The organism is Planctomicrobium aquicomposti, from assembly GCF_051466325.1.
Classification (GTDB): Bacteria; Planctomycetota; Planctomycetia; order Planctomycetales; family Planctomycetaceae; genus Planctomicrobium.
The window spans coordinates 3,273,004-3,284,915 of record NZ_CP195792.1 but is presented as its reverse complement, the minus strand read 5'-3'; the positions used below and the strand labels follow the sequence as shown (position 1 = coordinate 3,284,915).

Annotated in this window: 9 protein-coding genes; 3 read left to right on the top strand and 6 right to left on the bottom strand. The window is 61.4% G+C overall.

The window, feature by feature from the left end; translation table 11 throughout:
• Positions 1-88 precede the first annotated feature (88 nt).
• Both pyrF and SH664x_RS12660 read right to left on the bottom strand, forming a co-directional pair.
• Positions 89-1,033 (bottom strand): orotidine-5'-phosphate decarboxylase, encoded by a 945-nt coding sequence (pyrF, locus tag SH664x_RS12665; RefSeq protein WP_437201439.1) that lies wholly within the window; start codon positions 1,031-1,033, stop codon positions 89-91.
• Positions 1,034-1,247: 214 nt separating this feature from the next.
• Entirely contained in the window at positions 1,248-2,054 is an 807-nt protein-coding gene (locus tag SH664x_RS12660; RefSeq protein WP_437201437.1) for a DUF3050 domain-containing protein, read from the bottom strand.
• A gap of 204 nt (positions 2,055-2,258) precedes the next feature.
• On the opposite strand from SH664x_RS12660, the gene SH664x_RS12655 reads away from it, so the two are divergent.
• A complete protein-coding gene (locus SH664x_RS12655; RefSeq protein ID WP_437201435.1) occupies positions 2,259-3,494 on the top strand; it encodes an aminotransferase class I/II-fold pyridoxal phosphate-dependent enzyme in 1,236 nt (411 codons plus the stop codon).
• A gap of 77 nt (positions 3,495-3,571) precedes the next feature.
• Complete coding sequence (locus SH664x_RS12650) at positions 3,572-4,636, top strand: class I SAM-dependent methyltransferase (RefSeq protein WP_437201434.1); 1,065 nt, start codon at positions 3,572-3,574, stop codon at positions 4,634-4,636.
• A gap of 182 nt (positions 4,637-4,818) precedes the next feature.
• Here SH664x_RS12650 and SH664x_RS12645 read toward each other — a convergent pair whose 3' ends face one another.
• From SH664x_RS12645 to SH664x_RS12630, 4 genes are read right to left on the bottom strand one after another with little or no spacing between them, the layout of a single operon-like run.
• Complete coding sequence (locus SH664x_RS12645) at positions 4,819-5,997, bottom strand: VWA domain-containing protein (protein ID WP_437201432.1); 1,179 nt, start codon at positions 5,995-5,997, stop codon at positions 4,819-4,821.
• The gene (locus SH664x_RS12640) at positions 5,981-8,254 is read right to left on the bottom strand and encodes a DUF5682 family protein (protein ID WP_437201430.1); all 2,274 of its coding nucleotides are present in this window, start codon (positions 8,252-8,254) and stop codon (positions 5,981-5,983) included. Before SH664x_RS12640 ends, SH664x_RS12645 begins: the two co-directional genes overlap by 17 nt.
• A 28-nt stretch (positions 8,255-8,282) precedes the next feature.
• Positions 8,283-9,383 (bottom strand): ATP-binding protein, encoded by a 1,101-nt coding sequence (locus SH664x_RS12635; protein WP_437201428.1) that lies wholly within the window; start codon positions 9,381-9,383, stop codon positions 8,283-8,285.
• A gap of 47 nt (positions 9,384-9,430) precedes the next feature.
• A complete protein-coding gene (locus SH664x_RS12630) occupies positions 9,431-10,741 on the bottom strand; it encodes a homoserine dehydrogenase (protein ID WP_437201426.1) in 1,311 nt (436 codons plus the stop codon).
• Between the two features lie 321 nt (positions 10,742-11,062).
• Between SH664x_RS12630 and SH664x_RS12625 the strand changes: the two genes are divergently transcribed.
• Complete coding sequence (locus tag SH664x_RS12625; protein WP_437201425.1) at positions 11,063-11,857, top strand: sugar phosphate isomerase/epimerase family protein; 795 nt, start codon at positions 11,063-11,065, stop codon at positions 11,855-11,857.
• Positions 11,858-11,912 lie beyond the last annotated feature (55 nt).

Below are 11,912 nucleotides of genomic sequence, written 5' to 3'. Positions count from 1 at the left end.
GTTTGTCGCATCTGAGCGCGTGTTTGCAGTTGATTGAACCCTCCCACGCGCCAGCCTGCTGCCCGGACTTGCGATAGAGACGCGTACCTCAGCTCTGAAGCTTGCCGCAGGGAGTGTTGGCGGCGAGATCGGCGATCATCAGTTTCGTGGCTGCTTCGATTGCGTCTTCCCAGCGGGCTTCGCCGTACTGCTCAGCGAGTTGACCGCTGCGATAGCCGAACAGGATGCCTCGTGAACTGTTCACGAGTGCTCCGTGGCCGGTTTCATCGAACGCGGCGGCGACGTCCTGGGATGTTCCCCCCTGGCTGCCGTAGCCCGGCACCAGCAATGGCACATGCGGCATGGCCTTCCGCAGCTCAGCCAGTTCCTGAGGATAGGTCGCTCCGACGACCGCCCCGACGCACCCATAGCCATCTTCCGTGGCGGTTGAGTGCGAGAGTTCTTCGATTCGCTGAGCGACAGCCTGATAAAGTGTGCTGCCGTCCGTCTGGCGATCCTGGAAATCACGGGCGCCCGGGTTGCTGGTGCGGACCAGAACATACAGCCCGCCACCGACTGATTTGGCCCGGGTCAAGAACGGCTGCAGTGTATCGATCCCGAGGTATGGATTGATGGTCAGGGCGTCCGCCCCAAAGGGAGCAGAGCCCGGATCGGCACCGGCGAGATACGCGGCCGCATAGGCTTCGGCGGTATTTCCGATGTCCCCCCGCTTGGCGTCGCAGATGGTAATCAGTCCCGCATCGCGAGCGGCGGTCATCACATTGGCCAGTGCGGTCACACCGGCGGGTCCACATTCTTCAAAGAATGCCGACTGCGGTTTCACGGCTGGGACCAGGTCAGCAACGATGTCGATGACCTGCAGGCAGAACGCCTCATAGGCTGACGCCCGGATCTGGTACTGGTCTCCCCCCCGCTGTTCAGCTGCTTCGCGTACGGGCTGAGGAAGAAAGTCCCAGCGGGGATCCAGGCCAACCAGTGCGGCAGTCTCTTTTTGTTCGATGGCGAAACGCAGGCGGGTCGAGTAGTTCAGCATGGGACCAAAAGTGGGCCGGAGGGATTGGCTGCAACGTTTGCGGCGCTGGCTGTATCCTGACGGCACGTGCCCTACTTCGCAATTGAAGCGTCTGCTCTGGGCCTGTCAGTTGGTAATTCCGCCCTATGGTCTCGCTGCGAGGCGCACAACCGCTGCAGCAATGACAATTGATGTGAGGTCGGCCGGTGTCGCTGGCGGGAAGACCGCTGTCGGGTCAGTTATTTGTGCGGGTGAAAACGGCAGGTGACGAAGCGGTCCCTTCCAGCGTTCGCACTGCCCGCAGAATTCCATCCCACAGTTGAATTCGCAATTCAATCGCCCGCCGGGCAGCGGCGAGGGCCTTATTGACGAGCTGAGAGTCTCCCGCGCACAGGGTCGACACCAGCCGACGGGCGAGCGGTCCGTGCTCATCGCCGTCGAGCTCCACGTGTCGTTCCAGGTAATACTGAAAGCGGTCATAGCCCGCTGACTGCTGCTGGAAGCTCGTCAGCAGCCGGGAGAACATCTGCGGGATGATGTCTTCCCGTCCGTAACAGAAGGCGGCTGCGACTTCGACGAGGCTCCCGCGCTCTGCCACCTCCAGTGTGTGGCTGACGAACGCCCGTGTTTCCGGAAGCATGGGGACAGTTTGCAGACGGGCGGACCACTCGACGGTTTCCACTGCGGAGAGCAGCGACTGAATCGGGGCGGTGTCGGCTCCGACTTCGCGCATCGCCTGCAGATAGAGTTCAAAATGGCTGATGTGTCCCCCTGCCCCGTCCAGATCCGACTCCTCCGCCAGGACAATTTCGTTGACGAAACGGGCGAGGCTGGCATGTCGGGGGGGCACCCAAGGCAGACCGGTGCCGCAAAGTTCCCGCTGCAGCCGTTTCAGCAGGCTCATGAAGTCCCAGACGGCGAAGACATGTTCGCGCATGAACAGGGCAACCCCTTGCCGACTCTGAATCGAAGAGTAGAGCGAATGCGTCAGCAGTTGTTGCTGCAATGGCTTCAGTTTCAGGTCAATCTCGTCGGATGTCATTTTGTTGTGGGATGTTATGAAAGGTTGTGGTCCGCAGGTGGCGGTCTGAATTGTTCAGAAATGCGAACCGCCGGGGAGCCTGCCTGGTCTGAATTGATGGGAATTCCAGACCAAGGCAATCTCGTCTGGAGCCTGACTTGTCGATAAAATCATGACAGAACGCAAACCTCCGCGCTGGCGGTGCAACCTTTTCCCGGTGATTTGATGCGTAGTGAATCTGAAATTCCGTTTGCCGATAATCCGTTTCTGGTGCCTGTCGCCGAGCGCATGAAACGGCTCCCGCCGTACCTGTTTGGTAAGATCAACAAACTGAAATATGAGAAGCGTGTCGCCGGGATCGACGTGATCGACCTCGGAATGGGGAACCCGACCGATCCTCCCGATCCCCTCATCCAAGAAAAGCTGGCCGACGCACTCAACGATCCCAAGAACCACCGCTACTCGGTTTCAAACGGGATTGGCAACCTGCGGCGCGAAGTTTCCAAGCGCTACGCCAGCCGCTACGGGGCCAAGATCAATCCGGACGATGAAGTCATCGCCTGCATCGGCTCCAAAGAGGGCTTCAGCCATATGTGCCTGGCGCTGATGGGGCCGGGGGACACGGCGATCGTCCCCTCGCCGACGTTTCCAATTCACATGTACTCGGTGATTCTGGCGTCGGGGAACGTGATCGCCCTCGATGTCCGCCAGCCGGATGTCTTTCTGCAGAACATCGCTTACACCTGCGAGCACCTGTATCCCAAGCCCAAGGTGGTGGTGGTCAACTTCCCGCATAACCCCTCCTCGACAGTGGTCGATGCGGGCTTCTACGTCGATCTCGTTAAGCTCGCCAAGAAGTACGGGTTTCTGGTCATCAGCGATTTCGCCTATGCGGACATCTGCTACGAAGGCTACACGGCCCCCAGCTTCCTCGCGACTCCCGGAGCGCTCGACGTCGGCGTGGAACTGACCTCCATGAGCAAAAGCTACAGCATGGCCGGTTGGCGCATCGGCTTCTGCTGCGGCAACCGCGAAATGATCCGCGCTCTGGCGACGATCAAGGGCTACTACGACTACGGCATTTTCCAGGCGATTCAGATCGCCGCCATCGTCGCGATGCGACATTGCGATGACTCGATCACCGCGATGTGCCAGGAATACGAAGGCCGCCGCGATGTCCTCTGCGACGGTCTGGAACGCCTCGGTTGGGAAGTGGAACGTCCCAAGGCCGGCATGTTCGTCTGGGCCAAGATTCCGGAAGCCTGGGCGCACCTGGGGTCGATCGAGTTCTCGATGAAGCTGCTGGAAGAAGGGGGCGTTGCCGTCAGCCCGGGACGTGGCTTCGGCAAGGATGGTGAAGGCTATCTGCGGCTGGCGATTGTCGAAAACAGCCAGCGGCTCCGTCAGGCGGTCCGCGAGATTGGCCGCTGCACCCGGCCGGAAGCGGTGAAAGCGTCGTGATGTTTTGCGAGGGCAAGAACCCTCGCGGACGCTGCGGGTCCTGAGGATGAGTTTTCTCGTGAAGAATGAATTGATTGATGTCTGAACGCCAGCTTGATGAACTCCACATTCCCGTCTCTGAACGGCTGGCGATGAATGCCTCGGATGAGGTGGAGGCCACGCGGATTCTGTGCACGACGGTCGGCCGTGGGCAGACCGCCGCTGCGCTGGCGGAGCGCTTGCCACAGGCGCAGGTCGTCTGCAACTTCCTCGATATCTATCCGGCGGAAGATGCGCGCGATCTGACCTCGTTGCCGAACCTGAGCTTCCCCTGCGAACCTGATCTGCCCGCAGGCGAGGTCGATCTCTTCGTGCTCCCCGCGAGTCGAGGGGGGGAAGCCGAATTGACTCGGGATCTGCTGCAGCAGGGCTTCGACCGGTTGAAGATTGGCGGCCAGCTGATCGCGACGGTCGACAACGCGAAGGATACCTGGCTGCATCACGAGATTGAAAAGCTGGGGAAGAACCTCGATCGCACACCGAAGCGTCATGGCGTGGTGTATCGCCTGAAGAAATTGAAACCGTTAAAGCGGTTTCGGGACTTCAGCAGTGAGTTCGCCTTCCGGGATGGGGAGCGGTTGATCAAGGCGGTCACCCGTCCGGGGGTGTTTGCGCATCGACGGGCCGATGCCGGTGCCCGGGTGCTGATTCAGGCGATGCAGGTCAATCCGGGCGACTTCGTCCTCGATATCGGCTGCGGCAGCGGCTCGGTCGGTTTTGCGGCCGGCTTGCGCGACGAGAATGTTCGGGTCCACGCGGTCGATTCCAATGTCCGCGCAGTCGAGGCAGCCCGGCGGGGTGCGGAGCTGAACGGGCTGACGGCTCACACGACGCAGCTCGATGCCGATGGGGGCTTGATCACGCCGCAGGGAGATCTGTCCGGCCAGTTCGATGTAGTCGTCGGCAATCCCCCTTACTTCTCGCATTACCAGATTGCGGAAATCTTTCTGCAGGCAGCGAAACGGGGCCTGAAGCCTGGCGGGCGGGTGTATATCGTCACGAAGTACGAAGAATGGCTTATGGCCCGGATGGAGCAGCTGTTCGGAGATGTTCAGCCGCAGGAAGCGCGCGGATACACGATCGTCACCGGTGTGCAGCGCTGAGTGACCGGGATTTCACTGGACCAATGGCCCGTTTCCGTGCGTGCAGCGGACGGTTCAATGGCGAAAACGCTCCGTAAATTCCCTCGCTGACACTTCGGGCTCTGGCCAAGTGCTACTGGATTAGCAGAGAATTGGGCCGTACGAAACGCTGGCTCTGCGGGCACGCGAAAGAGCAGACTGCTCTAAACGCTGCCGTCGCGGACGACAATTTCATTCCGGGCGGCCCACTGAGCCAGATCCTGCTTGCGCAGAGCCGATGCCAGCAGATCCGGAAACCGGTCCGGCGTGCAGGCAAAACTGGGAATGCCCAGTCCGGCCAGATCGGCGGCGAGTGCGGCATGAAACGTTGGGGTGCCGTCATCGCTGAGGGCCAGCAGGCAGACAATGGTCACGCCGGCCTGGACCAGCTGGGCCAACCGCTGCAGCAGCGTTTCCGGCGAGCCCCCTTCGAACAGGTCGGTGATCAGGAATAGCACGCTGTTCGTCGGCCGCTCGATGAGTGACTGACAGTATCCGACAGCACGGCCGATGTCGGTTCCTCCACCCAGCTGCGCGCCGAACAACAGATCGACCGGGTCAGCGAGATGCTCCGAAAGATCCACGACTTCGGTGTCGAAGAACACAATCCGGGTGCGAACGGAGCGCAACGAGGCCAGCACCGCGGCGAAGATGCTGGAATAAACCACGGAGCTGGCCATCGAACCACTCTGGTCGACGCAGATAACCACGTCCCGCAGAGCGGATTGTCTTCGGCCCCGTCCGACCAGGTGGACCGGGACAATGGTCTCCGATTCCGGCAGATAGTTCTTCAGGTTCCTGCGGATTGTGCGGTCCCAGTCGATGTCCTGCGGTCGCGGCCGCGATGTGCGGGCGACATGCGACAGCGCCCCCTGCACCGCGGAGGTCATCGCGGTCCGGATTCGCTTTTCCACCTCGGAAACGACCTGTTGCACTACCTTCCGGGCGGTTTCTTTCGTCTTGGCGGGAATGACATTCTTCAGCGACAGCAGCGTCCCGACGAGTTGGACATCCGCTTCTACCGACTCCAGCGTTTCCGGCTGCAGCAGCATCTCGTGCAGCTTGAGCCGTTCGAGGGCATCCTTCTGCATGAGGCGGACGACGGAGGCCGGGAAGTAGCGACGGATATCGCCCAGCCAGCGATTGACGTTCGGGGCCGAACTTCCGAGTCCTCGCGACCGGTTGGAGTCGTAAAGGGCGGCCAGCACGTTGTCCATCTGCTCGTCATCGCCCGACAGCTCGAACTCGAGACCCTCGAGCTCCGGTTCGGATTTCGGGGCAGGATCACTGCCGAGGACCAGCCGCCAGCGGCGGAGGCGTTCCTGTTCAGGGTCGCGGGTCATAGGCCACTCCCAGAATCTGTGCGAGGACCGGCAACACTTTGTTGGCGCGGGCGGTGTCAATGTCGCGTGTCGACGTTGTTGTCGAGGGAGTGGCGGCAACCTGTCCGCGAAGTCGTTTGACTGTCTCTCCCATCTGACGACGTTCCGGCACGGTGAATCCGGAGAAGGCACGGCGCACCAGCGGGAGCAGCTCCACGAACGTTGGTTCCGGCAACTCGCTCAACCATTCATCAATGACCTGCCAGACCGCTTCCAGATGAATGAGCATCAGGCCGCTGCCTCGCAGCAGGCCGGTCAACCAGCTGGCCGACTGCGATGTCTGTTCTGCCGGAGAGAGCGACTGCCGCGTGAGCAGGACGAGTTCTTCGCTCGTCAGGAGTCGTTGTTCCAGCAGCGTGCGGCAGCACCAGCCTCGGACCAGCCCGTGCACGGGGGAGGTTGCGAACTGTTGCAGCCGCTCTTGCCATTCCCTTTGCAGGTCTTCACGTTCAAGGAGTGCCAGGCCCCCCTGCAATTGTGATATCGCACTGACCATGGTCTCCGCAGATTCGTCGGAGAGGGTGGCGCAGGCGGCGGGAAGTCCGATGAGAATGCGTTCCGCCATGCCGGTCAGAATCGGCTCGACGCTCGTCAGTCGTGTGCCGCGGACATCGCCGTAGCGCAGAATCCGGGCAAGCGCCGGGAAGGCCTCCATCAGGTGAATGACATCGGTGGCGAGGGCGGCGGTCCGTTGGATTTGTTCCAGCAGCGCCGGGACCGCCTGTTGCAGGTCAGCCAGCAGTGCCTCATGAAACAGAGCGGTCATTTCGACCAGTTGAGCGGTCTCTGTGACCCGCTGAATCACGCGGGCTGTGGCGGCAGACTCGACCGTGTTGCCCCAGACGTTGGCTTCGATCAGCGTGATGGCGTATTCCGGCTGCCAGACGAGATCCCACAATTCATGAAAGGTGGAGATCCCCTGCCCCTCTTGCAGGAGGGTCCCCCACGGGATTCCCAGAATCAGCAGCCGATGCAGCAGCTGGCTCCGGTCGCGTGCGATTTCCTGACGCAGGTCGAGATCGAGGCGTTTCGTCAGCGTCGACGGTTTGAGCCGGAGTGACTTCTGCAGCCGGGCCAGATCCTGAGCCAGCGGAACCGCCAGTGTGTCTTCCGGCACCGACCCGAGTTCATCACCGACTTCGAGCCGGTTGCGGATCAGCTTCAGCGGAGTGGAATCCCCCCGGCAGAAGACCGACTGCATGGCGTCGTTCAATTCCTGCAGTCCCGGAGAACGGAGATCGCGGAGTGCAGCCAACGTCTCCGCCAGTCGGCTGGCGTCGACCACATTGGCAGCGGAGGCGGCCAGATCTTTGTCTCGCAACAGCCGGGCTGCCTGCACCATCCAGCGTGTGGGAGCATCATTGGGCGACTGCCAGAGATGGTCGTACCACCCCGGCGAAGTGACCCCCGCTCCGTAGCCGCTGCGGTACGTGAGTCGTGAGTACGTCCAGGGAATCCACGTGCCGACCGTTTTGATCTTCGGGAGTTTTTTCAGCCGGGCGGTATCCTCTTTCAGCAGGCATCCGGGCCGCTTGCCCGCGATCGCCTCGTCGTCAAGAACCGGAGCGTGCCAGGCACCGCAGATGACAGCGATCCGCTGGGCTCCTTGCTTCTGCAGCGTGCGAATCGTCTTGCGCATGAAGGCTTCGCGGAGCAGATCGATCGACCGTCGCTCGGGAAACTCCTCACGGATCGTCCGCATGGCGTTCAGAATCGCTTCGAACAACCCGCTCGGATTCTGTCGCCGCTCGATCTGTTCCTCCCACCACAACTCATGGTCGGTATAGCCGGCCGCCTCCGCGAGCAGTGCGATCGGATCGGTGCGGACGCGTGTGGCGTTGGCGCGGTCGCCGTCATCCGTTTCGAACAACGTCTGGGGAGTGGCGGCGGCTGCAGCATCGATTGGAAGGCGATGAGCCATCGGCAGGTCCATCGCCTGCACGGGGATGTTGCGAGGAGCGGCCCAGCGGAGAGCCTGCCATTCCGGAGAAAAGCGAGCGAGTGGATAAACGACGGAGCGCGCCGGCTCGTCAGCGGGATACAACAACATGGCGACAGGAGGCCGCAATTCCGCGTGGGCGGCGAACTCGAGCGCGGGTTGACTATCGGCGGGAGCTTCCAGCGCGATGGCATCCGGCTGCAGTTCATCGAGGGCCTGAATCAGGCTGCGGGCACAGCCGGGGCCATGATGACGAATTCCGAAGACATGCAGCGTCATGGGATCACACAGGGGAATGCGGTGGTCCTCAACCGAGCTGGTCTCTGCCGGCGCGGTACAGGTCTTTCCAGCCGTCCCGTTCCTTCACCACGGTCTGCAGATACTCCTGCCAGACGAGTTGATCCTGCACGGGATCTTTGATGATGGCACCTGTCAGGGCGGAAATCAGGTCGCCCGCTTTCAGGACTCCATCTCCATAGTACGCAGCCATCGACATGCCGCTGGAGACGACAGAAATGGCTTCGGCTGTGGAGAGTGTTCCGGTCGGTGATTTGAGCTTGGTGCGGCCATCGACGGTCAGTCCCTCGCGCAGTTCGCGGAAAATTGTCACGACCCGCTGGATCTCTTCGAGAGCCGGCTTTTCGGCAGGGAGCTCCAATGCCCGCCCCAGACGCTCGGCCCCCTGCTGGACAATCTGGACTTCACTTTCGAGTGAATCGGGGAGCGGCAGCACGACTGTATTGAAGCGTCGCATCAGTGCGCTGGAGAGTTCATTGACCCCTTTATCCCGATTGTTGGCGGTGGCGATGACGTTGAAGCCTTTAACCGCCTGCACTTCCGTATTGAGTTCCGGAATGGGGAGCGTCTTTTCCGACAGGATGGTGATGAGGGTATCCTGAACCTCTGTCGGGATGCGGGTCAGTTCTTCCACCCGAACGATGCGGCCGGTCCGCAGCCCGTTCAGCATCGGGCTCTCGACCAATGCCTTCTCGGAGGGGCCTTCCGCGATCAGCCGGGCATAATTCCAGCCGTAGCGGAGCGCCGATTCATCGGTTCCCGCAGTTCCCTGAATCAACAGCGTGGAAGTCCCGCTGATGGCTGCGGCGAGATGCTCACTCACCCAGGTCTTGGCGGTTCCGGGGATTCCATACAGCAGGAGCGCGCGATCGGTCGCCAGCGTCGCGATGGCGATTTCCATCAGCCGGGCGTGACCGATGTATTTTGGCGAGATTTCACTGCCGTCGTCGAGTTTGCCCCCCAGCAGATACGTTTTGACTCCCCACGGAGAGAGCTGCCAGCCAGGAGGCCGTTGTCGCGTGTCGACCCGCCGCAGCGCGGCGAGTTCCTCTGCAAACTGTTGTTCCGCGTGCAGCCTCAGGTGCTGCGGAGAAGTTTCAGGAGCCGTCACCACATCCTCCTTGCTGAATTCCGGGATTGGCCCGAAGTGGGAACGGATCAGTCACTCACCGGGAGACAGAGCCACGGCTGCCGGACGGCCGAAAGCTTGTTCAATTCCGCGGTGGCAGCCCGGACATGCCCTTCCCGTGTGCGGTGTGTCATGAATACGAGCGGGACAATCGGATATTCGTTCGTGGTGTCGGGCTCATTGGCTTCCTTCTGGATAACGGAAGCGAGGCTGATCTCGTTACGTCCCAGCACGTCGGCGATGTCGGCGATGACATGCGGCCGGTCTTCCACGAGAAAGCGGAAGTAGTACCGCCGTTCAATCTTCTCCGCCTGCTGCAGCGGAAAGGCATCGCTTGTATTCCAGAGTCCGAGTCGTTCAAAGTTGATGCGGGCCCGTCCGGCGGCAACATCGACCAGGTCGGCGACCACAGCGGATGCGGTGGCCATCTGCCCGGCACCCATGGCGGAGAACCACGCCTTGCCCACCGCATCGCCGGTCAGTTCGATCATGTTGTAGGGGCCGTCGACCTGTGCGAGCGGACGTTGATGGCGGATCAACGTGGGCTGCGTGTGCATCTCCAGATGGCCGTTGACCAGCTTCGCGGTCGCCAGCAGCTTGATGGCGTAGCCGAGTTCATCGGCGAAGTGGAGATCCATCAGGCTGAGTTCATCGATCCCCTGCACGGGGAATTCGTCCGGAGTGACCCGTCGTCGGAAGGCCAGTTGAGCGAGCAGTCCCAATTTTTGCGCTGCGTCGGTCCCTTTGACGTCCATCGAGGGGTCCGCTTCTGCATAGCCGCAGGCCTGCGCTTCCTGCACCGCACTCTCATAGGAGGCGTTTTGATGGAACATGCGGGTCAGGATGAAATTGCTGGTGCCGTTCACGATCGCCTCGAGCGATGTGATCTGATTCCCGGTCATTGTCTGTCCAATGGCGGCAATTATCGGGCAGCCCCCCGCCACCGCCGCTTCAAACGAAATCGATCGCTGCAGTCGGTGCGCGTCTGCGAACAACGTTTCTCCCTGCTGGCAGAGCAGAGCCTTGTTCGCGGTGACGACGTCTTTTCCGGCCTGCAGAGCCGCAGTCACCAGTTCTTGCGCGGGCTGAATTCCGCCGATCAGTTCGACAACGACGTCGACGTCGTCCGCCTGGGCCACAGACAGGGCATCGGTCGTCAACTGGACGCCGGGGACCGTCAGGTCGCGGGCTTTTTTGAGATCACGGACGGCGATGCGACGAATCTCGATCGGTCGACCCGCTCGTAATGTTGTCCGGTCGGCGTTGTCCGTCAGGATTCTGGCGACTCCTCCGCCAACAGTTCCAAATCCGATCAGTCCGACGCGCAGAGGGTGAGTCATGTCCGGGAAAACCAAGAGATGCGATGAGTCGAGTAGTCAGGGACATGAGCGTAACGGCAATCGACGTGCGGTTCCACGGTGAGATCAGGATCTCCGGCAGGCATTTTCGCCTGTCGTTACGGTTCCCCGGATTGCGATTCGAATTCGCTGTTGCAACGGCACGCGATGGATATGATGCGGTCGAAGCTGTTTGCCGGACCAACGGTTTCCGGACCACGTCTCATGCCGAAGTGGCTTGGGACCGGGAAGGAATCCCGATTCCCAGGTGATGGCCGGAAAGAAACGGTTTCGAGTGTTGCCCCAACTGACAGGAAGCGTCCCATGCTGCGTGCCAAAGTGTCGATGACGACAGCTGCATTGCAACTCCCCATTCGCCAGGCGCTGCAGACCGCGAGGGACTTCGGGGCGGACGGCGTGCAGTTGGATGTTCGTCACGAGATTTCGCGTCGAGAGTACGGCGAAACCGCCCGCAGGCAGTTGCTGCATTCCCTGAAGGAACTGGGTTTACAGGCCGCGTCCGCTCACTTTCCGCTGCGGAGCCCCCTGCACTGGCCCGAGCATCTGGATGAGCGGCTGGCCGCTGTCCGTTCTGCGATGGACCTGGCCGCTCAACTGAAGATCCGGCTGCTCACCCTGCGGATCGGTCGGCTTCCGGCTCAGGAAGAGGTTGCTGACTGGGAATTGCTGGTGTCGCTGATTTCGGACCTCGCGGGGCACGGAAACCGGGTCGGCGTGATTCCCTGCCTGATTCCGGCCGGAGATGCCGCCACGAACCTGATGGCACTCATTGACGGGGTGAAGACAGGCGCGGTGCAGGTCGACGGGGATCTGGCAGGCTGGGTGATCAATCGGCAACAGCCCATTCAGGAGCTGCGTGCGCTGCACAGCCATTTAGGACATCTGGAAATGCGGGATGCCATCCGCGAGATGGATGGGCCCGGGCGAGAAGTCCCGATCGGTCGCGGAGAGATTGACTGGGATGAGGTCGCTGCGCTGCTCGACGAGATGGAATATTCGGGCTGGCTGAACGTCAACCGGACCGCCGGTCGCGATCAGGCCGCTGACCTTGCTCGGGGGGTGCAGTACGTCCGGAATCTTTTCATCCCGGAGAGGTAACGCCTTCGATTCGGCGGCGGAAGTCTGCATTCAATCTGCCGTTGCCCTTGTGGGC

Coding starts and splice junctions, on each gene's coding strand:
- pyrF (WP_437201439.1), bottom strand. CDS start 1,033: ATGCTGAACTACTCGACCCGCCTGCGTTTCGCCATCGAACAAAAAGAG.
- SH664x_RS12660 (WP_437201437.1), bottom strand. CDS start 2,054: ATGACATCCGACGAGATTGACCTGAAACTGAAGCCATTGCAGCAACAA.
- SH664x_RS12655 (WP_437201435.1), top strand. CDS start 2,259: ATGCGTAGTGAATCTGAAATTCCGTTTGCCGATAATCCGTTTCTGGTG.
- SH664x_RS12650 (WP_437201434.1), top strand. CDS start 3,572: ATGTCTGAACGCCAGCTTGATGAACTCCACATTCCCGTCTCTGAACGG.
- SH664x_RS12645 (WP_437201432.1), bottom strand. CDS start 5,997: ATGACCCGCGACCCTGAACAGGAACGCCTCCGCCGCTGGCGGCTGGTC.
- SH664x_RS12640 (WP_437201430.1), bottom strand. CDS start 8,254: ATGACGCTGCATGTCTTCGGAATTCGTCATCATGGCCCCGGCTGTGCC.
- SH664x_RS12630 (WP_437201426.1), bottom strand. CDS start 10,741: ATGACTCACCCTCTGCGCGTCGGACTGATCGGATTTGGAACTGTTGGC.
- SH664x_RS12625 (WP_437201425.1), top strand. CDS start 11,063: ATGCTGCGTGCCAAAGTGTCGATGACGACAGCTGCATTGCAACTCCCC.